Source organism: Pseudomonas sp. PB3P13 (assembly GCF_054897735.1).
Map to the genome: position 1 here is coordinate 1,920,896 of NZ_CM142702.1, position 20,466 is coordinate 1,941,361.

The following is a 20,466-nucleotide window of genomic DNA, read 5'->3' on the forward strand; positions in this document are numbered from 1 at the left end:
GACGAGATTGAGTCATGGCAGATGCAGCCGCTGATAATGTTCCGGCCAAGTCCACTCCGATAGACGGTAAACCGCCGCTGTTCGGGTTGTCTTTTCTGGAAAACCTCTCCGAGATGACCATGTTGCGTCAGGTGGGCCTGTTGGTCGGCCTGGCTGCGAGCGTGGCGATTGGCTTCGCCGTCGTGTTGTGGTCGCAGCAACCGGACTACCGCCCGCTGTACGGCAGCCTTGCCGGTATGGACGCCAAGCAGGTGATGGATACCCTGGCCGCCGCTGACATTCCTTACACCGTCGAACCCAATTCCGGCGCCTTGCTGGTCAAGGCCGAAGACCTGTCCCGTGCACGGCTCAAACTCGCGGGCGCTGGTGTCACTCCCAGCGACGGCAACATCGGTTTCGAAATCCTCGACAAGGAGCAAGGCCTGGGCACCAGCCAGTTCATGGAAGCGACCCGTTATCGTCGCGGCCTTGAAGGCGAACTGGCACGGACCATTTCCAGCCTGAACAATGTCAAGGGCGCCCGCGTGCACCTGGCCATTCCAAAAAGCTCGGTGTTCGTGCGCGATGAGCGCAAGCCGAGTGCATCGGTTCTGGTCGAACTGTATTCCGGTCGTTCGCTGGAACCGGGTCAGGTGGTGGCGATCATCAATCTGGTTGCCACCAGCGTGCCCGAGCTGAGCAAGTCGCAAATTACTGTGGTCGACCAGAAGGGCAATCTGCTCTCGGATCAGGCGGAGAACTCCGAGCTGACCATGGCCGGCAAGCAATTCGATTACAGCCGTCGCATGGAAAGCATGCTGACTCAGCGTGTGCACAACATCCTCCAACCGGTGTTGGGCAACGATCGCTATAAAGCTGAGGTGTCGGCCGATGTCGACTTCAGTGCCGTCGAATCGACCTCCGAGCAATTCAACCCGGACCAACCGGCATTGCGCAGCGAGCAATCGGTCAATGAACAACGCACCGCCAGCAATGGCCCGCAAGGTATTCCGGGCGCGCTGAGCAATCAGCCGCCAGCGCCAGCCTCGGCGCCGCAAACCACCGGTGGCGCCGCAGCGGCGGCCGGCATGGTGCAGCCGGGTCAGCCGCTGCTGGACGCTAACGGTCAACAGATCATGGACCCGGCCACCGGCCAGCCGATGCTCGCACCGTACCCGGCGGACAAACGTCAACAATCCACGAAAAACTTCGAACTCGACCGTTCCATCAGCCACACCAAGCAACAGCAGGGCCGTTTGAATCGCCTGTCGGTGTCGGTGGTTGTGGACGATCAGGTCAAGGTCAACGCAGCCAACGGCGAAACCAGCCGCGCGCCGTGGACCGCTGACGAGCTGGCGCGCTTCACGCGTCTGGTGCAGGACGCCGTCGGTTTCGATGCCAGCCGTGGTGACAGTGTCAGCGTGATCAACATGCCGTTCTCCGCCGAGCGCGGGGAAGTGATCGCCGACATTCCGTTCTATTCCCAGCCGTGGTTCTGGGACATCGTCAAGCAAGTGCTGGGTGTGTTGTTCATCCTGGTGCTGGTATTCGGTGTGCTGCGTCCGGTGCTCAATAACATCACCGGTGGCGGCAAAAGCAAACAGCTGGCCGGCATTGGCAGTGACGTGGAACTTGGTGGCATGGGCGGACTCGACGGCGAACTGGCCAACGACCGCGTCAGCCTCGGCGGTCCGCAAAGCATTCTGCTGCCGAGCCCAAGCGAAGGCTATGACGCTCAGTTGAATGCAATCAAAAGTCTGGTGGCAGAAGATCCGGGTCGTGTGGCCCAGGTCGTGAAAGAGTGGATTAACGCAGATGAGTGATAACCGAGTCGCTGCCGCCAAACTGACCAAAGTCGACAAAGCCGCCATTTTGCTGCTGTCGCTGGGTTCGACCGATGCCGCCCAGGTGTTGCGCCACATGGGGCCCAAAGAGGTCCAGCGTGTGGGCGTGGCGATGGCGCAAATGGGCAACGTGCACCGCGAGCAGGTCGAGCAGGTGATGAGCGAGTTCGTCGACATCGTTGGCGATCAGACCAGCCTCGGTGTCGGCTCCGATGACTACGTGCGCAAAATGCTCACTCAGGCATTGGGCGAAGACAAGGCTAACGGCCTGATCGACCGCATCCTGCTGGGCGGCAACACCAGCGGCCTCGACAGTTTGAAATGGATGGAGCCGCGTGCCGTGGCCGACGTAATCCGTTTCGAGCACCCGCAGATCCAGGCGATCGTGGTGGCGTATCTCGACCCTGATCAGGCCGGCGAAGTGCTCGGCAATTTCGATCACAAGGTGCGTCTGGACATCATCCTGCGTGTCTCGTCGCTGAACACGGTGCAACCCGCTGCGCTCAAAGAGCTCAACCAGATTCTCGAGAAGCAGTTCTCCGGCAACTCGAATGCTTCGCGCACCACCCTGGGTGGCATCAAGCGTGCGGCCGATATCATGAACTTCCTCGACAGCTCGATCGAAGGTCAGTTGATGGACTCGATTCGCGAAGTCGACGAGGACCTGTCCGGTCAGATCGAAGACCTCATGTTCGTGTTCAACAACCTTGCCGACGTCGATGACCGTGGCATTCAGGCGCTGTTGCGCGAAGTGTCTTCCGATGTACTGGTGCTGGCCCTCAAAGGCTCCGACGAAGGCGTCAAGGAAAAGATCTTCAAGAACATGTCCAAACGGGCGGCCGAACTGTTGCGCGACGACCTCGAGGCGAAAGGCCCGGTGCGCGTCAGCGATGTGGAAACCGCACAGAAAGAAATCCTCACCATTGCCCGCCGCATGGCCGAAGCCGGAGAAATCGTTCTCGGCGGGAAGGGCGGCGAAGAGATGATCTAGGTTCACTATGTCGACCCAACACGATGAGTCCCAGACCGACCTGATCCGTGCCAAGGACGTCGGCGGTTTCGATGTCTGGTCGTTGCCGAGTTTCGATCCGCATGTGCCGGAGCCCGAGCCGCAACCGGAACTCGAACCCGAGCCGCCGCAGATGGAAGAAGTGCCGCTGGATGAAGTCCAGCCACTGACCCTCGAAGAGCTCGAAAGCATTCGGCAGGAGGCCTATAACGAAGGCTTCGCGGTGGGCGAGAAAGAAGGTTTTCACAGCACCACGCTGAGGGTTCGTCAGGAAGCGGAAGTCGCACTGACGACCAAGATCGCCAGCCTCGAGCAATTGATGGCGCATTTGTTCGAGCCAATCGCCGAACAGGACACCTTGATCGAGAGGTCGCTGGTGGATCTTGTGCAGCACATCACCCGGCAGGTCATTCAGCGCGAACTGGCCATCGACTCGACGCAAATCGAAATTGTCATGCGTGACGCGCTCAAGCTGCTGCCCTTGGGCGTGAACAATGTGCGCCTGTTCATCAATCCGCAGGATTTCGAACAGGTCAAAGCCCTGCGCGAGCGTCACGAGGAAACCTGGCGTATCGTCGAGGACGAAACGTTGTTAGCGGGTGGTTGCCGGGTCGAAACCGAGCACAGCCGGATTGACGCCACCGTCGAAACCCGCGTGGCGCGGGTGATGGACAAGCTGTTCGACCAGATGCACGAACAAGCCTTGCACCCGGCCGCGCCGGACATAAGCCTGGCATTGCCGGTCGACGCCAGGCCGGTCGCCGAGGCAGTCGCCGAGCCAGAAGCGAAGGTTTCCGATGCGCCTTGATCGCACCAGTTTCGCCAAGCGTCTGAGTACGTATGCCGACGCCACTGAACTGGCCGGCGCGCCGATCCTCGAAGGACGCTTGCTGCGCATGGTCGGCCTGACCCTTGAGGCCGAGGGCTTGCGCGCCGCCATGGGCAGCCGCTGCATGGTCATCAATGACGACAGTTATCACCCGGTCGAGGTTGAAGCCGAAGTCATGGGTTTTTCCGGCAGCAAAGTATTTTTGATGCCGGTCGGCAGCGTCGCCGGTATTGCCCCTGGCGCCCGCGTGGTGCCACTGGCCGACACCGGTCGTTTGCCGATGGGCATGAGCATGCTCGGTCGAGTGCTCGATGGCGCCGGCCGAGCGCTGGACGGCAAGGGCGGAATGAAAGCCGAAGACTGGGTGCCGATGGACGGCCCGACCATCAACCCGCTCAAACGCCATCCGATCAGCGAACCGCTGGACGTGGGCATTCGCTCGATCAACGGCTTGTTGACGGTCGGGCGCGGCCAGCGTCTGGGTCTGTTCGCCGGTACGGGCGTCGGCAAGAGCGTGCTGTTGGGCATGATGACGCGCTTCACCGAAGCCGACATTATCGTCGTCGGGCTGATCGGCGAGCGCGGTCGCGAAGTCAAGGAATTCATCGAGCACAGCCTCGGTGAAGAGGGCCTCAAGCGTGCTGTGGTCGTCGCCTCGCCTGCGGATGATGCGCCTTTGATGCGTCTGCGCGCTGCGATGTATTGCACGCGCATCGCCGAGTATTTCCGCGACAAGGGCAAGAACGTCTTATTGCTCATGGATTCCCTGACCCGTTTCGCCCAGGCCCAGCGGGAAATCGCTTTGGCCATCGGCGAGCCCCCGGCGACCAAGGGTTATCCGCCCTCGGTGTTCGCCAAGCTGCCGAAACTGGTGGAGCGGGCGGGTAATGCCGAGAAAGGCGGCGGTTCGATTACGGCGTTTTATACCGTGTTGTCCGAAGGTGACGATCAGCAGGACCCAATCGCCGATTCGGCGCGAGGCGTGCTCGACGGGCACATCGTGTTATCCCGTCGCCTGGCCGAAGAAGGTCATTACCCGGCCATTGATATCGAAGCGTCGATCAGCCGGGTGATGCCATCGGTGGTGACGCAGGAACACATGAATCGCGCTCAATATTTCAAGCAGTTGTGGTCGCGCTACCAGCAGAGCCGCGACCTCATCAGCGTCGGCGCCTATGTTGCGGGCGGTGACCGCGAGACCGATCTGGCGATCGCCCTGCATCCGCAGTTGGTCAAATACCTGCGACAGGGTTTGAACGACAGCATCAGCCTGGGCGAGAGCGAAGCCTACCTCGGCTCGATCTTCGCACCCGCGGCCGGCGGTTAATCGCTCATGGCGCAGAGTCGGGCAGGGCGCCTGGCGCCGGTGGTCGAAATGGCCGAAAAGGCCGAGAAGACCGCTGTCCAGCGCCTGGGGCATTTTCAGGGGCAGGTGCGTTTGGCCGAGAGCAAGCTCGCTGACCTGGAAGCGTTCCGCCTCGATTATCAGGAACAGTGGATCGTGCGCGGCAGCAGCGGTGTTTCCGGTCAGTGGCTGTTGGGCTATCAGGGTTTTCTTGCGCAGTTGGGCATCGCCATCGATCAGCAGCGCCAGAGCCTGGCGTGGCACCAGAACAATCTGAACAAGGCGCGGGACACCTGGCAACAGGCGTTCGCCCGGGTTGAGGGCTTGCGCAAGCTGGTTCAGCGTTATGCCGACGAAGCGCGGGCGCTGGAGGACAAGCGTGAGCAGAAGCTGCTGGACGAGTTGGCGCAGCGGTTGCCACGCCAGAATCAGTTTTGAATCCGCAAATCGCCAGCCTTGCCCCTATCCCCGCCAAATGCTAAACCTTGTACACATACTTTCAACAATGACAAGGAAGCCGTTCTATGTCAGTCCATTCAGAAACATCCCAGGAAGGGAAAAAGCTGACGATATCGATCAAGGGACGATTCGATTTCGCCAAGCATCAGGAATTTCGTGAATCCTACGAAAACCGTCAGCCAAAACCCGAATCTTTCGAAGTGGACCTGAAGGACGCCACCTATCTGGACAGTTCCGCCCTCGGCATGCTGCTGCTGTTGCGTGACCACGCGGGTGGCGAGAACGCTGAAATCAGGCTGACAAACGCCAACGCCGATGTGCGCAAGATCCTCGCCATTTCCAATTTCGAACAGATCTTCGACCTAGCATGACCGCCCTGCAGGCATCGTTCGAGTCGCTGACAATCCTCATCGCCGAGGACAGCGCAGCCGATCGTATGCTGCTGTCGAGCATCGTCCGTCGTCAGGGCCATGAGGTGCTGACCGCAGCCAACGGTGCTGAAGCGGTCGAGACGTTTCGCGAGCAGCGCCCGCATCTGGTGTTGATGGACGCCATGATGCCGGTGATGGACGGGTTCGAAGCGGCGCAGCAGATCAAGGCCCTGGCCGGGGAAACCCTGGTGCCGATCATCTTCCTGACGTCGATGAGCGAAAGCGAAGCGCTGGCGCGATGCCTGGAAGCCGGCGGCGACGACTTTCTGGCGAAGCCGTATAACCAGGTGATCCTTGGTGCCAAGATCAAGGCGATGGATCGCTTGCGGCGATTGCAGGCGACCGTGCTGCAGCAGCGTGACCAGATCGCCCGCCACCACGAGTACTTACTCAACGAACAACGTGTGGCCAAGGCCGTGTTCGATAAAGTGGCTCATTCCGGTTGCCTCAGCGCCCCCAATGTTCGCTATCTGCAATCGCCTTATGCGCTGTTCAACGGCGACCTGTTGCTGGCGGCGTTTACACCGGCGGGGCATATGCATGTATTGCTCGGTGATTTCACCGGCCATGGCTTGCCCGCCGCGGTCGGGGCGATGCCGCTGGCAGAGGTCTTCTACGGCATGACCACCAAAGGCTACGGCCTGGCGGAGACGCTGCGCGAGATGAACGCCAAGCTCAAGCGTATCCTGCCGGTGGACATGTTCTGCTGTGCAACGCTGTTGTGCCTTAATTTTCAGCGCCGCTCACTGGAAGTCTGGAACGGCGGCATGCCGGACGGCTATCTGCACACGATCAAGAGTGGCAGGCGCACGCCGCTGGTGTCACGGCATTTGCCGCTGGGCGTACTGAGCCCGGAAACCTTTGCGGATAACACTGAAGTCTTTCCCATGGCGCTGGGAGATCGGGTCTTCCTGCTGTCCGACGGCGTTATCGACACGTGCGATGCCAACGAACAATTGTTTGGCGTGGAACGCTTGCAGCAGGTGTTCGCGGCGAATCGTCAGCCCGATCATCTGTTCGAGGACATTGAGCAGGCCTTGCGTGATTTTCGCGGGGAAGCTCGCGACGATGTCAGCATGGTCGAAGTGAGCCTGCTGGAAACGACGCAGTTCAGCCAGCCGGCCCTGGTCTATTCCGACAGCGGTTTGTCCTGCCCGCTCGACTGGTCGGTGAATTTCGAGTTTCGCGCAGCAACGCTCAAACGCTTCAACCCGGTACCGCAGCTCTTGCAATTGCTGTTGGAAGTGCATGGCTTGCGTGCCCAGAGCGGTGCGCTTTACAGCGTGCTGGCGGAGCTGTATTCCAACGCGCTCGAGCATGGCGTGTTAGATCTGGACTCCAGCCTCAAGCGCGATGCTGCAGGGTTCAGCCGCTACTATCAACAACGCAGCGCGCGCCTGGATGCTTTGCAGGAGGGTTACATTCGCGTGCATTTACACGTGTCGCCCACGGCCGCGGGCGGGTGTTTGACCATCCGGGTCGAGGACAGCGGCGAGGGTTTTGATATCGAGCGGGTGATGGCTCGGCCTGTCAGTGACGTCCGTCTGTCGGGAAGGGGCGTGAGCCTGATCCGCCAGCTCAGCCACGATGCGAGTTGGTCCGATAATGGTAGAAGTGCCCGCGTAGAGTTTTTCTGGAACGCTCTGGCATAATCCACGCATTCTTGATCAAGGAGTGAGCAAGTGGCTGACACACATCTGGATCGCGACGTGTTAAGCGCGTTGCAAGAAGTGATGGAAGATGAGTATCCAACGTTGCTGGATACTTTTATCGCCGATTCCGAAGAGCGCTTGAACGTATTGCGCCAGTCCGAAGATGCCGTGCAACTGATGAATGCGGCGCACAGCTTCAAAGGCAGTAGCAGCAATATGGGCGCCATTCGCCTTGCAGAGCTGTGCAATGAACTTGAGCAGCGAGCGAAAAGAAAACTTCTGGAAGGCATCGAGCAATTGATCGGCGAGATCGACGGCGAATTTGCCCTTGTCCGCCCGCTGTATGAAGCGGAGCGCCAGCGTTCCCAGACCGGCTGAGCAGCCGTCCAGCGTCCTCGGCGAAAGCTGGCTCAAACCTTGCAATGTTCTTCGCACCTGTACCTTCGATCCCAGTGCAGCGGAGAGCGTTTCATGCCCGTCACCCAAAATATTCTGCTTCAGGCCGCCGCACAGGCTAAAACTTCTACGGCCTCCGCCAAGTCGTCGGCGCAGCTTGCCGAGCCCGGGGACAAGGCGTCCAGCTTCTCTCAGGTGTACGCCAAACAGGGGCAGAACAAACCTTTGGCCACCGCCGATGGGCCGGTGAAGCCGGTACGGGACAAGACCGCCGACACCCCGAATCCCAACGACGTCGGCAACGACAAAGCCGCCGCCCCGGACGCGCCGGTTGCCGATAGCGGCAAATCCTTGCCCGCCGAGAAACCGGCGCCTGCCGATGACAAGACGGTCAGCGAGGACGCTTCCGATGTGGATGTGGGCGTGACGCCGGTCGCCGATATCGCGCCGATAGATCCTGCTCTCGATCCAGCATTGGCGACCGAATTGCTAGTGACGACGGCGCCGGCACCCGCTGTGCCTAAGGCTGTCGTTGCGACCCCTGCGCCGTCCGCCGCCGATGCGGCTCTGGCAGTTGCCGCTACGATGACGCAGGCGCAGGCGTCCGCAGTCGAGGGTGAATTCGATCCCGAGGCCGATCCGCTCGACGCCTTGCCGGCCTTGCGCCTGGCGATGGAGCAGGGTGGTCATATCTCCCCGGCGAGCCAGGCGCAGCCCAAAGCCGCCGCCACGTCGGCACAGGCTCTGGCTGACGGAGAAGCGACCCCGGCGCAGAGTTTCGCCAGCGGCCTGGTCAGCATGCTTGATGTCCAGGGCGAGAAAGAGAGCACCGGGCAGGGCGGCGAAAAAGCCTTTGCCGGGCTGCTCGACGACGGTCTCAAAGACTTGAAATCAGCCAGCAGTGACACTCGGGTCGATGATTTCGCCAACCGTCTGGCGGCGCTGACACAGGCAGCCACCCCGAAGACCGCCAACGCCGTGCCGGTCAATCAACCGATCACCATGAATCAGAGCGGTTGGACCGAAGAAGTGGTGAACCGGGTGATGTACCTGTCCAGCGTCAATCTCAAGGCGGCGGACATTCAGTTGCAGCCGGCTGAGCTGGGCCGCCTCGATATTCGCGTGAACATGGTGCCCGATCAGCAGACCCAAGTGACGTTCATGAGTGCCCATCCAAGTGTTCGCGAAGCGCTCGATGGTCAGATGCACCGGCTGCGCGATATGTTCGCGCAACAGGGCATGGGCCAGGTCGATGTCAGTGTGTCGGACCAGTCGCGTGATTCGCAGCAGGGGCAGGAACAGGCCCGGCAGAGCCAGAGTGGACGCACCGGCGCCAACGGTGGCCGTCTCGGTTCTGCAGATGACGAGGCCTTGCCAACGGTTGCCGAAGTGGCGGCCACGACCAGCAGCGTGATCGGCTCCAGCATTGTCGATTATTACGCCTGATCCCGTATCCACTCTGGAGCGAGCTTGCTCGCGATGGACGTCAACGAAATCGCGCTAAACCTGACACCCGACGCCGTTCTCAGGTTTTTCGCGAGCAAGCTCGCTCCTACATGGCATAACACTTGCTCTTGCCTTGCCGTGCAACTGTGAAAAACCGAATAGTGACGGATTATTGGCATGGCGAAGAGCGAAGCAGCAGTAAAAGACCCCACAACCAAAGGCAAACTCAAACTGATCATCTTGATCGTGGTGGCGCTTATATTGGCCATCGGCTTGTCCGTGGGCGCGACGTGGTTCTTCATGCAGGGCGCTCAGAGCAAGCCTGATGTCGCGGCTCAGACCGCCCCGGTCGGCAAGCAGGCGGCGGTTTTCGAACCCATGGCGCCGGCCTTTGTGGCCAATTACAACCAGAATGGTCGTCAGCGTTACATGCAGGTGAGCATCACCCTGCAAGGGCGCAATCAGGCGGATCTCGATGCGTTGAAAGTGCACATGCCGGTGATCCGCAACAACCTCGTCATGCTGTTCTCCGGGCAGGACTTCGCCACACTCGCCTCGCCGGTGGGCCAGGAGATGTTGCGGCAGAAAGCGACCGCCAGCGTCCAGGAAGTGGCGCAGAAAGAACTCGGCAAAGTGGCCATTGAGCAGTTGCTTTTCACTAATTTCGTACTGCAGTAGGAACACGACATGGCCGTGCAGGACCTGCTGTCCCAGGATGAGATCGACGCGCTGTTGCACGGTGTCGACGATGGTCTGGTACAGACCGATACCGCTGCCGAACCGGGCAGTGTCAAAAGCTACGACCTGACCAGCCAGGATCGCATCGTCCGCGGACGCATGCCGACCCTGGAAATGATCAACGAGCGTTTCGCCCGTTACACCCGCATCAGCATGTTCAACATGCTGCGTCGTTCGGCGGACGTTGCCGTTGGCGGTGTGCAGGTGATGAAGTTTGGCGAATACGTGCACTCGCTGTATGTGCCGACCAGTCTCAACCTGGTCAAGATCAAACCGTTGCGCGGCACCGCGCTGTTCATCCTCGACGCCAAACTGGTGTTCAAGCTGGTGGACAACTTCTTTGGTGGCGACGGCCGCCACGCCAAGATCGAGGGGCGCGAATTCACCCCGACCGAATTGCGCGTGGTACGCATGGTGCTGGAACAGGCCTTCGTCGATTTGAAGGAAGCCTGGCAGGCGATCATGGAGGTCAACTTCGAGTACATCAACTCGGAAGTGAACCCGGCCATGGCTAACATCGTCGGGCCGAGCGAAGCCATTGTGGTGTCGACGTTCCACATCGAACTCGACGGCGGTGGCGGTGACCTGCACGTGACCATGCCGTACTCGATGATTGAGCCGGTACGCGAAATGCTCGACGCCGGCTTCCAGTCGGACCTCGACGATCAGGATGAGCGCTGGGTCAACGCGTTGCGTCAGGACGTGCTCGACGTGGACGTGCCGATAGGTGCCACCGTTGCTCGTCGCCAGTTGCGTCTGCGGGACATTCTGCACATGCAGCCGGGGGACATCATCCCGGTGGAAATGCCGGAAGAAATGATCATGCGCGCCAACGGCGTGCCGGCCTTCAAGGTCAAGATGGGCTCGCACAAAGGCAACCTCGCGTTGCAAGTGATCGAGCCGATCGAGCGCCGTTGACCGGCGCTCCAACTCCCTATTTGCTAAATGACTGTTTCGAATCGAACAGTTGCACGCCGAGGACAAATGATGGCTAACGACATGAATACCCAGGACGACCAGGCGCTGGCCGATGAATGGGCTGCGGCTCTGGAAGAGTCGGGTGACGGCGGGCAGGACGATATCGATGCCTTGCTGGCCGCTGATGCCGCGAGCTCGCCGTCCAGTCGACTGGCGATGGAAGAGTTCGGCAGCGTGCCGAAGAACAACGATCCGGTGACGCTCGACGGCCCGAACCTGGATGTGATTCTCGATATCCCGGTGTCGATTTCCATGGAAGTGGGCAGCACCGACATCAACATCCGCAACCTGTTGCAACTCAACCAGGGCTCGGTGATCGAACTCGACCGACTGGCCGGTGAGCCGCTCGACGTGCTGGTCAACGGCACATTGATCGCTCACGGTGAGGTTGTGGTGGTCAACGAGAAGTTCGGCATTCGCCTGACCGACGTGATCAGCCCAAGCGAACGCATCAAGAAGCTGCGCTGAGTGAAAAGGGTGCTGAGGCTTTTGCAAGGGTTTGCGCTTGCGGTGGCGCTTGTGTCGCCATTTGGCGTGCTGGCAGCCGAGCCGGTTGTCACGACTGCGGCGGCGCCTGCTGTCGGCGGTGGGGTAGCGGGGCAACTGACACAGCTGGTGCTCGGGTTGCTGCTGGTGCTGGGCCTGATTTTCTTTCTCGCCTGGCTGTTGCGCCGGGTGCAGCAGGCCGGGCCGGCGGGCAAAGGGCAGGTGATCGAACTGATCGGCTCCCGGGCGCTCGGTCCGCGTGATCGACTGCTGCTGGTGCAGGTGGGTAACGAGCAGATTCTGCTGGGCCTGAGCCCCGGCACCATCACCGCATTGCATGTGCTTAAAGAGCCGGTTGAAGTGCCAAGCGGGACTGAAAAAGCGACCCCTGAGTTCGCCCAGCGCCTGATGGAGCTGATGGGCAAGGACCATAAGGATAAGAAGTAATGGGTGCGCTGCGCATCATCTTGACGCTGGCCCTGCTGCTGGCTGCACCGCTGGCTTTCGCCGCCGATCCGTTGTCGATTCCGGCCATCACCCTGGGCACCAATGCCGAGGGCGCGCAGGAATATTCGGTCAGCCTGCAGATTCTGCTGATCATGACGGCGCTGAGCTTCATTCCGGCGTTTGTCATGCTGATGACCAGTTTCACCCGAATCATCATCGTCTTTTCGATCCTGCGTCAGGCCCTCGGTCTGCAGCAAACGCCGTCGAACCAGATCCTCACCGGCATGGCCTTGTTCCTGACCCTGTTCATCATGGCGCCGGTGTTCGACCGGGTGAACCAGGATGCCTTGCAGCCCTATCTGGCGGAAAAACTCACTGCTCAGGATGCCGTCGCCAAGGCGCAGGTGCCGATCAAGGACTTCATGCTCGCGCAAACCCGCAGCAGCGATCTCGAGCTGTTCATGCGCCTGTCCAAGCGCACCGACATCGCTACACCGGATCAGGCGCCGCTGACCATTCTCGTGCCGGCGTTCGTGACCTCTGAATTGAAAACCGCGTTCCAGATCGGTTTCATGATCTTCATTCCGTTCCTGATCATCGACCTGGTCGTCGCCAGTGTGTTGATGGCCATGGGTATGATGATGCTCTCGCCGCTGATCATTTCTCTGCCGTTCAAGATCATGTTGTTCGTGCTTGTGGATGGCTGGGCGCTGATCATCGGTACCCTGGCGAGCAGCTTCGGAGGTGTCTCACCATGACGCCGGAAGTTGCGGTCGACATTTTTCGTGAAGCGCTGTGGCTGACCACCGTGATGGTGGCAGTGCTGGTGATTCCGAGCTTGTTGGTGGGCTTGATGGTGGCGATGTTCCAGGCCGCCACGCAGATCAACGAACAGACCTTGAGCTTTCTCCCGCGTTTGCTGGTGATGCTGGTGACGCTGATCGTCGCCGGCCCCTGGCTGGTGCAGACCTTCATGGAATACATCCTGCAGCTGTACGGCAATATTCCGCGGGTCATCGGCTAGGTCATGGAGTCGCTGCTGCAGCTCACCGATACCCAGATCAGTACCTGGGTGGCGACGTTCATGTTGCCGCTGTTTCGCATCGCTTCGTTGCTGATGGTGATGCCGATCTTTGGCACCACGCTTGTCCCGACGCGGGTACGCCTGTATTTCGCCGTGGCGATCACCGTGGTCATCGCCCCCGGCCTGCCGCCGATGCCGCCGGTCAATGCGCTGGACTTGTCGGCGTTGATGCTGATCGCCGAGCAGATCCTGGTCGGCGCGGTGCTGGGCTTCTCGTTGCAGCTGTTCTTTCAGGCTTTTGTGGTGGCCGGGCAGATTGTTGCGATCCAGATGGGCATGGGTTTCGCGTCCATGGTTGACCCCACCAACGGCGTGTCTGTAGCGGTGATCGGGCAGTTCTTCACCATGCTGGTGACCTTGCTGTTTCTGGCAATGAACGGCCACCTGGTGGTGTTCGAAGTGCTCACCGAAAGCTTCACCACGTTGCCGGTCGGCAGCGGTCTGATGGTCAATCATTTCTGGGAGCTGGCTGGCAAGCTGGGCTGGGTGTTGGGCGCTGCGCTGCTGCTTGTGCTGCCGGCGATCACCGCGTTGCTGGTGGTCAATATCGCGTTCGGCATCATGACCCGCGCGGCGCCGCAACTGAACATTTTCTCCATCGGTTTCCCGCTGACCCTGGTGCTCGGCTTGTTCATCGTCTGGGTCGGGCTGGCGGACATTCTCAATCAGTATCAACCGCTGGCCTCCGAGGCTCTGCAGTTTTTACGCGAACTGGCACAGGCGCGCTGAGTCATGGCCGAGAGCGAAAGCGGCGCGGACAAAACGGAAGACCCCACCGAGAAGCGCAAAAAAGACTCGCGGGAAAAAGGCGAGATTGCGCGCTCCAAAGAACTCAATACCCTGGCAATCATGCTGGTCGGCTCTGCTGCGCTGCTGATATTCGGTGGCGCGCTGGCGCAGGAACTGATGGAGTTGATGCGACACAATTTTACTTTGTCGCGAGAAGTCATCCTTGATCAGCGCTCCATGGGCACGTACCTGTTGAGCTCGGGTTTGATGGCGCTGCTGGCGATTCAGCCGATCATGATCACCCTGGTGCTGGCGGCGATCATCGGCCCGATCTCCCTCGGCGGCTGGTTGTTCGCGGCCGGGTCGCTGGCGCCGAAGTTCAGCCGCATGAACCCTGGCGCCGGCCTCAAACGCATGTTTTCCTTCAAGGCTGTGGCTGAGCTGCTGAAGGCGCTGGCCAAATTCATCATCACCCTGGCCGTGGCCATGATGGTGTTGTCGGCCGACATTGACGACTTGATGCGCATTGCCCATGAGCCGCTGGACATGGCGATTATTCACAGCCTGCAGGTGGTCGGTTGGAGTACCTTATGGATGTCGTGCGGGCTGATCGTCATCGCGGCGGTGGACGTGCCGGTGCAGCTGTGGGAGAGCCACAAGAAACTGCTGATGACCAAGCAGGAAGTGCGTGACGAACACAAGGATCAGGAGGGCAAACCGGAGGTCAAGCAGCGTATTCGTCAATTGCAGCGCGAAATGTCCCAGCGGCGGATGATGGCGGCGATCCCCGAGGCGGACGTGATCATCACCAACCCGACGCATTACGCCGTGGCGCTCAAGTACGACCCGGACAAGAGCGGCGCGCCGATGCTCATTGCCAAGGGCAGCGACTTTCTGGCGCTGAAGATCCGCGAAATCGCCGTGGCCAATAACGTGCTGCTACTGGAATCGCCGGCGCTGGCGCGTTCAATCTATTACTCCACGGAGCTGGAGCAGGAAATTCCGGGCGGGTTGTACCTGGCGGTCGCTCAAGTCCTGGCCTACGTCTACCAGATCCGCCAGCACCGCGCGGGCAAGGGCAAACGCCCGGATCCGCTCAAGGATGATCTGCCGATTCCACCGGACTTGCGGCGCGATTCCTGAGGTCTTGCTCTATCCGCGGGTGGCCCCATCGCGGGCAAGCCCGGCTCCCACAGGTTTTGTGGTGACCACGGATTTCGCAGACACCCCGGTCCATTGTGGGGGCCGGGCTTGCTCGCGATGACGTCGGCACAGTCAGCCCAAATCCCCGGTCAAACCCTCTGTTCCAATACTCTGCACAAGTTGGAAGGCTTCTTGCAGTAGCCATCCTGCGCCTGCTTCGGGCGTCAAAAGTTTGCTTTAAAGGAACGGGGAAAATCGGTGGATCGCTCTCAGTTTATCAACAGTGCCCGTACAAACGTTGCCGACCTGAGTCGAGGCAATCTGGGTGTGCCGTTGTTGCTGCTGGTCATGCTGGCAATGATGATGCTGCCCATCCCGCCGTTCCTGCTGGACGTGTTTTTCACGTTCAACATAGCCTTGTCGATCGTTGTCCTGCTGGTTTGCGTCTACGCCTTGCGGCCGCTGGACTTTGCGGTATTCCCGACCATCCTGCTGGTGGCTACGCTATTGCGACTGGCGCTCAACGTCGCGTCCACTCGCGTGGTCATGCTCCATGGTCAGGACGGCCATGCCTCGGCGGGCAAGGTGATCCAGGCCTTTGGTGAAGTGGTCATCGGCGGTAACTACGTGGTCGGTATCGTGGTCTTTGCGATCCTGATGATCATCAACTTCGTCGTAGTGACCAAGGGCGCCGGACGCATTTCCGAGGTGAGCGCGCGCTTCACTCTCGATGCAATGCCCGGCAAACAAATGGCCATCGACGCCGACTTGAACGCCGGCCTGATCGATCAGCATCAGGCGAAGTTGCGCCGGACGGAAGTGGCGCAGGAAGCCGAGTTTTACGGGTCCATGGACGGTGCCAGCAAATTTGTGCGCGGTGACGCCATCGCCGGCTTGCTGATCCTGTTCATCAACCTGATTGGCGGCATGGCTGTCGGTATCTTCCAGCATGGCATGACCTTCGGCGACGCCGGCAAGGTCTACGCGTTGTTGACCATCGGTGACGGTTTGGTGGCGCAATTGCCATCACTGCTGTTGTCCACGGCCGCCGCGATCATGGTGACCCGTGCTTCCGGTTCGGAAGACATGGGCAAACAAATCAATCGGCAGATGTTCTCCTCGCCCAAAGCACTGGCGATGGCAGCGGCCATCATGGCGGTGATGGGGCTGGTGCCGGGCATGCCGCATTTTTCCTTCCTGAGCATGGCGGCTGTCGCAGCGGGCGCCGCCTACCTGTTCTGGAAGAAGCAGAACGTGGTCAAGGTGCAAGCGTTGCAAGAGGTCAAGCGTCAGCAGGAACTGCTGCCGTCGCCGGCCCGCGCGCAGGAAACCAAGGAGCTTGGCTGGGACGATGTGACGCCGATTGACATGATCGGACTGGAAGTTGGCTATCGCCTCATCCCTCTCGTGGATCGCAACCAGGGCGGTCAGTTGCTGGCGCGGATCAAGGGCGTGCGCAAGAAGCTGTCCCAGGACCTGGGCTTTCTGATGCCCACCGTGCACATCCGCGACAACCTCGACCTGGCGCCAAGTGCATACCGGCTGACGTTAATGGGCGTGATCCTCGCCGAAGCCGAGATCTACCCGGACCGCGAATTGGCGATCAACCCCGGTCAGGTCTACGGCTCGCTCAACGGCATTACCGCCAAAGATCCGGCTTTCGGCCTGGAGGCGGTCTGGATCGAAATCAGCCAGCGTGCGCAGGCGCAATCGCTTGGTTACACCGTGGTCGATGCCAGTACGGTGGTGGCTACCCACTTGAACCAGATTCTGTACAAGCATTCCAGCGAGCTGATCGGTCACGAAGAAGTCCAGCAACTCATGCAATTGCTGGCCAAAAGCTCGCCTAAACTGGCGGAAGAGCTGGTGCCTGGCGTGGTGTCGTTGTCGCAGTTGCTCAAGGTCCTGCAAGCGCTGCTGGCCGAGCAGGTGCCCGTGCGCGACATACGCAGTATCGCTGAAGCCATCGCCAACAACGCTGCCAAGAGTCAAGATACTGCCGCGCTGGTGGCCGCTGTGCGCGTCGGCGTATCCCGCGCAATCGTCCAAAGCATTGTAGGCACTGAGTCCGAGCTGCCAGTTATCACGCTCGAGCCAAGGTTGGAACAGATATTGCTCAATAGTCTTCAGAAGGCGGGACAAGGCTCGGAAGAGGGCGTTCTGCTGGAGCCAAGCATGGCTGAGAAGCTGCAACGTTCGTTGATCGACGCGGCGCAGCGTCAGGAAATGCAAGGTCAACCGGTGATTCTGTTGGTAGCCGGTCCGGTTCGCGCCATGTTGTCGCGATTCGGCCGACTGGCAGTCCCGGGTTTGCATGTGTTGGCTTATCAGGAAATTCCTGACAACAAGCAAGTGACCATCGTTGCGACAGTAGGGCCCAACGGCTGAGGGTAGTGGTTTATGCAAGTTAAGCGTTTTTTCGCCGCCGATATGCGTCAGGCCATGAAACTGGTTCGTGATGAGCTGGGTGCTGATGCGGCCATTATTGGCAACCGCCGGATCGCCGGTGGTGTCGAGCTGACGGCTGCCCTCGATTACACACTGTCGGCGCTGGCCCCGCGGGTTCCGAACATGGAACTCGAGAACGAGCTGCGCAAGACCCAGTCGCGGATCGTCACCGCCCAGGCCGAATTGAGCCTGCGAGGCGAGGGCGAGAGCGACAAGACGTCCAATCGCCAATTGTTCGCCGGCCTGCCGTTGACCGCCGCCGAGCCACTGATCGAGCCGACCGCGGCCGAGCCACGTCGTCCTGCGCCGGCACCTGCCGCCGCGACCGGCGTCGATCCACGGGCGTTCGACTCGATGCGATTTGAACTCAACAGCCTGCGCGAACTGATGGAAGTACAACTCGGTTCGCTGGCCTGGAATCAGCTGCAAGGCAGCCGTCCGGCCCAGGCCAATCTTTGGCGTCGTCTGCAACGCATCGGCCTCTCCGGCCCGTTGTCGCGCGACCTGCTCGAGCTGATTACCGGAATTGAAGAACCCCGTCAGGCCTGGCGCATGTTGCTGGCGCACCTGGCGCGCATGATCGTCACACCGGACGTCGAGCCGCTGGAAGAGGGCGGTGTAATTGCCATGGTCGGTCCTGCCGGCATGGGCAAAACCACCACGCTGGCCAAGCTCGCGGCCCGTTACGTGCTCAAGTACGGCGCGCAGAACATTGCCCTGGTGAGCATGGACAGCTACCGCATTGGCGCTCAGGAACAACTGAAGACGCTGGGGCGGATTCTCAACGTGTCGGTCACCCATGTCGATCCGGGCCAATCGCTGGTGCAGGCATTGGAGCCGTTGCTGCGCAAGCGTGTGGTATTGATCGACACCGCCGGCCTGCAGGCCAGCGATCCGGCACTGCGCATGCAACTCGAAAGCCTGGCCGGTCGTGGCATCAAATCAAAAAATTATCTGGTCCTGGCAACAACCAGCCAAAAACAGGTTCTAACCGCCGCTTATCATAGTTACAAGCGCTGCGGCCTCTCCGGCTGCATTCTGACTAAACTGGATGAGACGGCGAGCCTTGGCGAAGTGTTGAGCCTGGCGATCAGTCATGAGTTGCCGGTGGCTTACCTGACCGACGGACCGCGGATCCCGGATGATTTGCATCTGCCGCGCCGTCATCAACTGGTCAGTCGCGCCGTCAGCGTGCAAATGCAGGAAGAACCCAGCGAAGAAGCCATGGCTGACATGTTCGCTGACCTCTACCACAGTCCGACCAAGCGGGTTGGCTGAGGTGATAATGAACAGTTTTCGTACCTACATCGATGGTCTGCCATGCATTGTTCCGTTTGTGAACGCGCAGCCAGTAATGTGGCCTCCGTCTATGCAAGACAAGGTAAAGAAATAAAATGGGCAGCATGCATCCCGTACAGGTGATCGCGGTGACCGGCGGCAAAGGTGGCGTCGGCAAGACTAACGTGTCAGTGAACTTGTCCCTGGCTCTAGCTGAACTTGGCCGACGCGTCATGCTGCTGGACGCCGATCTGGGGCTGGCGAACGTCGACGTTCTGTTGGGACTGACACCCAAGCGTACGCTGGCCGACGTGATCGAAGGCCGCTGTGAGCTGCGCGACGTATTGTTGCAAGGGCCCGGCGGCATTCGCATCGTTCCGGCCGCGTCCGGCACCCAGAGCATGGTTCATCTGAGCCCGGCGCAACATGCCGGCCTGATCCAGGCGTTCAGTGATATCGGCGACAACCTCGATGTGCTGGTCATCGACACCGCTGCGGGTATCGGTGACTCGGTAGTCAGTTTCGTTCGCGCTGCGCAGGAAGTGCTGCTGGTGGTGTGCGACGAGCCGACTTCGATCACGGACGCCTACGCGCTGATCAAACTGCTGAATCGCGATTACGGCATGAACCGCTTCCGCGTCCTGGCCAACATGGCCCAGAGCCCGCAGGAGGGTCGCAATCTGTTCGCCAAGCTGACCAAAGTCACGGACCGCTTCCTCGACGTTGCCTTGCAGTACGTCGGTGCGGTGCCCTACGACGAAAGCGTGCGCAAAGCGGTGCAGAAACAGCGCGCCGTCTATGAAGCCTTCCCGCGTTCCAAGTGCTCCCTGGCGTTCAAGGCCATCGCACAAAAGGTCGATACCTGGCCGTTGCCCGCCAACCCGCGTGGGCATCTGGAGTTTTTCGTCGAGCGCCTCGTGCAACAGACCGCAGGACCCGTGCTATGACAGCTACCGGTTACAACCTTTACAAGAAGTCGGCACGTGACGCGCAGTACGAATTGATCGAGCGTTACGCGCCACTGGTCAAGCGCATTGCCTACCACTTGCTCGCGCGTTTGCCGGCCAGTGTTCAGGTTGAAGATCTGATCCAGGCGGGCATGATCGGCCTGCTTGAAGTTTCCACCAAATACGACGCCAGCAAAGGCGCGAGTTTCGAAACGTACGCGGGCATTCGAATCCGCGGCGCGATGCTCGATGAAGTGCGCAAGGGCGACTGGGCACCCCGTTCGGTTCACCGCAATACGCGCATGGTCAGCGACGCAATTCGCTCGATTGAAGCTAAAACCGGCCGTGACGCTAAAGATCATGAAGTTGCGGCCGAACTCCAATTGAGTCTCGACGACTACTACGGGATTTTGAACGACACCTTGGGTAGCCGTTTATTCAGTTTCGACGATCTGTTGCAGGACGGCGAACACGAGGGGCTGCACGAGGACGGCGCGAGTGCACACATGGAGCCGTCCCGCGATCTGGAAGATGAACGCTTCCAGGCGGCATTGGCGGACGCGATTGCCAATCTGCCGGAGCGGGAGCGGCTGGTATTGGCGCTGTACTACGACGAAGAGCTGAATCTCAAGGAAATCGGCGAGGTCCTGGGGGTCAGCGAATCCCGGGTCAGCCAGTTACACAGCCAGTGCGCGGCCCGTTTGCGGGGGCGTTTGGGGGAGTGGCGAGCGCGCTGAAGGCAGTGTGGGGACACTGCGAACGTGGCTGGTGTGGTGTTGAACCGCGCCGGTCGCGATC

At 60.3% G+C, this 20,466-nt stretch carries 21 protein-coding genes; all 21 read left to right on the top strand.

Annotated elements, in window-relative coordinates; all coding sequences use genetic code 11:
- Positions 1-14 precede the first annotated feature (14 nt).
- The 21 genes from fliF (at position 15) to fliA (ending at position 20,405) form a co-directional block, all read left to right on the top strand.
- Positions 15-1,802, top strand: a complete 1,788-nt coding sequence (gene fliF / locus ACYZT1_RS08685) for a flagellar basal-body MS-ring/collar protein FliF (RefSeq protein ID WP_462018564.1) — start codon at positions 15-17, stop codon at positions 1,800-1,802.
- On the top strand, positions 1,795-2,814 hold the full coding sequence (fliG, locus tag ACYZT1_RS08690) for a flagellar motor switch protein FliG (RefSeq protein WP_150582620.1): 1,020 nt from the start codon (positions 1,795-1,797) through the stop codon (positions 2,812-2,814). Before fliF ends, fliG begins: the two co-directional genes overlap by 8 nt.
- Before the next feature lie 7 nt (positions 2,815-2,821).
- Positions 2,822-3,640, top strand: coding sequence for a flagellar assembly protein FliH (fliH, locus tag ACYZT1_RS08695; RefSeq protein ID WP_462018565.1), 819 nt, complete (start codon positions 2,822-2,824; stop codon positions 3,638-3,640).
- Positions 3,630-4,988 carry a flagellar protein export ATPase FliI gene (fliI, locus tag ACYZT1_RS08700; protein WP_462018566.1) on the top strand — a complete coding sequence of 453 codons (1,359 nt, stop codon included), beginning with the start codon at positions 3,630-3,632 and terminating at the stop codon, positions 4,986-4,988. Before fliH ends, fliI begins: the two co-directional genes overlap by 11 nt.
- Positions 4,989-4,994: 6 nt before the next feature.
- Entirely contained in the window at positions 4,995-5,444 is a 450-nt protein-coding gene (gene fliJ, locus ACYZT1_RS08705) for a flagellar export protein FliJ (RefSeq protein WP_462018567.1), read from the top strand.
- A gap of 86 nt (positions 5,445-5,530) precedes the next feature.
- Positions 5,531-5,836: an STAS domain-containing protein gene (locus tag ACYZT1_RS08710; protein ID WP_462018568.1), complete on the top strand. Its 306-nt coding sequence runs from the start codon at positions 5,531-5,533 to the stop codon at positions 5,834-5,836.
- Positions 5,833-7,548 (top strand): ATP-binding SpoIIE family protein phosphatase, encoded by a 1,716-nt coding sequence (locus ACYZT1_RS08715; RefSeq protein ID WP_462018569.1) that lies wholly within the window; start codon positions 5,833-5,835, stop codon positions 7,546-7,548. Before ACYZT1_RS08710 ends, ACYZT1_RS08715 begins: the two co-directional genes overlap by 4 nt.
- A 30-nt stretch (positions 7,549-7,578) precedes the next feature.
- The gene (locus tag ACYZT1_RS08720) at positions 7,579-7,926 is read left to right on the top strand and encodes an Hpt domain-containing protein (RefSeq protein ID WP_462018570.1); all 348 of its coding nucleotides are present in this window, start codon (positions 7,579-7,581) and stop codon (positions 7,924-7,926) included.
- Positions 7,927-8,019: 93 nt separating this feature from the next.
- Complete coding sequence (locus tag ACYZT1_RS08725; protein WP_462018571.1) at positions 8,020-9,390, top strand: flagellar hook-length control protein FliK; 1,371 nt, start codon at positions 8,020-8,022, stop codon at positions 9,388-9,390.
- Positions 9,391-9,567: 177 nt separating this feature from the next.
- Complete coding sequence (fliL, locus tag ACYZT1_RS08730) at positions 9,568-10,068, top strand: flagellar basal body-associated protein FliL (protein WP_462018572.1); 501 nt, start codon at positions 9,568-9,570, stop codon at positions 10,066-10,068.
- 9 nt (positions 10,069-10,077) lie between these two features.
- Positions 10,078-11,046 (top strand): flagellar motor switch protein FliM, encoded by a 969-nt coding sequence (gene fliM, locus ACYZT1_RS08735; protein WP_008024584.1) that lies wholly within the window; start codon positions 10,078-10,080, stop codon positions 11,044-11,046.
- A gap of 69 nt (positions 11,047-11,115) precedes the next feature.
- Positions 11,116-11,574, top strand: a complete 459-nt coding sequence (fliN, locus tag ACYZT1_RS08740; protein ID WP_462018573.1) for a flagellar motor switch protein FliN — start codon at positions 11,116-11,118, stop codon at positions 11,572-11,574.
- Positions 11,575-12,039 carry a flagellar biosynthetic protein FliO gene (gene fliO, locus ACYZT1_RS08745; RefSeq protein WP_462018574.1) on the top strand — a complete coding sequence of 155 codons (465 nt, stop codon included), beginning with the start codon at positions 11,575-11,577 and terminating at the stop codon, positions 12,037-12,039.
- Complete coding sequence (gene fliP, locus ACYZT1_RS08750) at positions 12,039-12,797, top strand: flagellar type III secretion system pore protein FliP (RefSeq protein WP_462018575.1); 759 nt, start codon at positions 12,039-12,041, stop codon at positions 12,795-12,797. Before fliO ends, fliP begins: the two co-directional genes overlap by 1 nt.
- The gene (fliQ, locus tag ACYZT1_RS08755) at positions 12,794-13,063 is read left to right on the top strand and encodes a flagellar biosynthesis protein FliQ (RefSeq protein WP_150582608.1); all 270 of its coding nucleotides are present in this window, start codon (positions 12,794-12,796) and stop codon (positions 13,061-13,063) included. Before fliP ends, fliQ begins: the two co-directional genes overlap by 4 nt.
- Positions 13,064-13,066: 3 nt before the next feature.
- Positions 13,067-13,852: a flagellar biosynthetic protein FliR gene (fliR, locus tag ACYZT1_RS08760; protein ID WP_462018576.1), complete on the top strand. Its 786-nt coding sequence runs from the start codon at positions 13,067-13,069 to the stop codon at positions 13,850-13,852.
- Positions 13,853-13,855: 3 nt separating this feature from the next.
- Positions 13,856-14,995, top strand: a complete 1,140-nt coding sequence (gene flhB / locus ACYZT1_RS08765; protein WP_462018577.1) for a flagellar biosynthesis protein FlhB — start codon at positions 13,856-13,858, stop codon at positions 14,993-14,995.
- Positions 14,996-15,253: 258 nt separating this feature from the next.
- Positions 15,254-17,383 (top strand): flagellar biosynthesis protein FlhA, encoded by a 2,130-nt coding sequence (gene flhA, locus ACYZT1_RS08770; RefSeq protein ID WP_462018578.1) that lies wholly within the window; start codon positions 15,254-15,256, stop codon positions 17,381-17,383.
- 12 nt (positions 17,384-17,395) lie between these two features.
- On the top strand, positions 17,396-18,721 hold the full coding sequence (flhF, locus tag ACYZT1_RS08775; RefSeq protein WP_462018579.1) for a flagellar biosynthesis protein FlhF: 1,326 nt from the start codon (positions 17,396-17,398) through the stop codon (positions 18,719-18,721).
- Between the two features lie 116 nt (positions 18,722-18,837).
- A complete protein-coding gene (fleN, locus tag ACYZT1_RS08780; RefSeq protein ID WP_008001746.1) occupies positions 18,838-19,668 on the top strand; it encodes a flagellar synthesis regulator FleN in 831 nt (276 codons plus the stop codon).
- The gene (fliA, locus tag ACYZT1_RS08785) at positions 19,665-20,405 is read left to right on the top strand and encodes an RNA polymerase sigma factor FliA (RefSeq protein WP_150582603.1); all 741 of its coding nucleotides are present in this window, start codon (positions 19,665-19,667) and stop codon (positions 20,403-20,405) included. Before fleN ends, fliA begins: the two co-directional genes overlap by 4 nt.
- Positions 20,406-20,466 lie beyond the last annotated feature (61 nt).

What these genes read in the sequence shown, in the direction of transcription:
- fliI (WP_462018566.1), top strand. Translation starts at nt 3,630, where the DNA reads ATGCGCCTTGATCGCACCAGTTTCGCCAAGCGTCTGAGTACGTATGCC.
- fliN (WP_462018573.1), top strand. Translation starts at nt 11,116, where the DNA reads ATGGCTAACGACATGAATACCCAGGACGACCAGGCGCTGGCCGATGAA.
- fliG (WP_150582620.1), top strand. Translation starts at nt 1,795, where the DNA reads ATGAGTGATAACCGAGTCGCTGCCGCCAAACTGACCAAAGTCGACAAA.
- fliA (WP_150582603.1), top strand. Translation starts at nt 19,665, where the DNA reads ATGACAGCTACCGGTTACAACCTTTACAAGAAGTCGGCACGTGACGCG.
- ACYZT1_RS08725 (WP_462018571.1), top strand. Translation starts at nt 8,020, where the DNA reads ATGCCCGTCACCCAAAATATTCTGCTTCAGGCCGCCGCACAGGCTAAA.
- fliQ (WP_150582608.1), top strand. Translation starts at nt 12,794, where the DNA reads ATGACGCCGGAAGTTGCGGTCGACATTTTTCGTGAAGCGCTGTGGCTG.
- ACYZT1_RS08710 (WP_462018568.1), top strand. Translation starts at nt 5,531, where the DNA reads ATGTCAGTCCATTCAGAAACATCCCAGGAAGGGAAAAAGCTGACGATA.
- flhB (WP_462018577.1), top strand. Translation starts at nt 13,856, where the DNA reads ATGGCCGAGAGCGAAAGCGGCGCGGACAAAACGGAAGACCCCACCGAG.
- flhF (WP_462018579.1), top strand. Translation starts at nt 17,396, where the DNA reads ATGCAAGTTAAGCGTTTTTTCGCCGCCGATATGCGTCAGGCCATGAAA.
- fliL (WP_462018572.1), top strand. Translation starts at nt 9,568, where the DNA reads ATGGCGAAGAGCGAAGCAGCAGTAAAAGACCCCACAACCAAAGGCAAA.
- fliH (WP_462018565.1), top strand. Translation starts at nt 2,822, where the DNA reads ATGTCGACCCAACACGATGAGTCCCAGACCGACCTGATCCGTGCCAAG.
- fliF (WP_462018564.1), top strand. Translation starts at nt 15, where the DNA reads ATGGCAGATGCAGCCGCTGATAATGTTCCGGCCAAGTCCACTCCGATA.
- fliR (WP_462018576.1), top strand. Translation starts at nt 13,067, where the DNA reads ATGGAGTCGCTGCTGCAGCTCACCGATACCCAGATCAGTACCTGGGTG.
- fliM (WP_008024584.1), top strand. Translation starts at nt 10,078, where the DNA reads ATGGCCGTGCAGGACCTGCTGTCCCAGGATGAGATCGACGCGCTGTTG.
- fliJ (WP_462018567.1), top strand. Translation starts at nt 4,995, where the DNA reads ATGGCGCAGAGTCGGGCAGGGCGCCTGGCGCCGGTGGTCGAAATGGCC.
- fleN (WP_008001746.1), top strand. Translation starts at nt 18,838, where the DNA reads ATGGGCAGCATGCATCCCGTACAGGTGATCGCGGTGACCGGCGGCAAA.
- ACYZT1_RS08715 (WP_462018569.1), top strand. Translation starts at nt 5,833, where the DNA reads ATGACCGCCCTGCAGGCATCGTTCGAGTCGCTGACAATCCTCATCGCC.
- fliP (WP_462018575.1), top strand. Translation starts at nt 12,039, where the DNA reads ATGGGTGCGCTGCGCATCATCTTGACGCTGGCCCTGCTGCTGGCTGCA.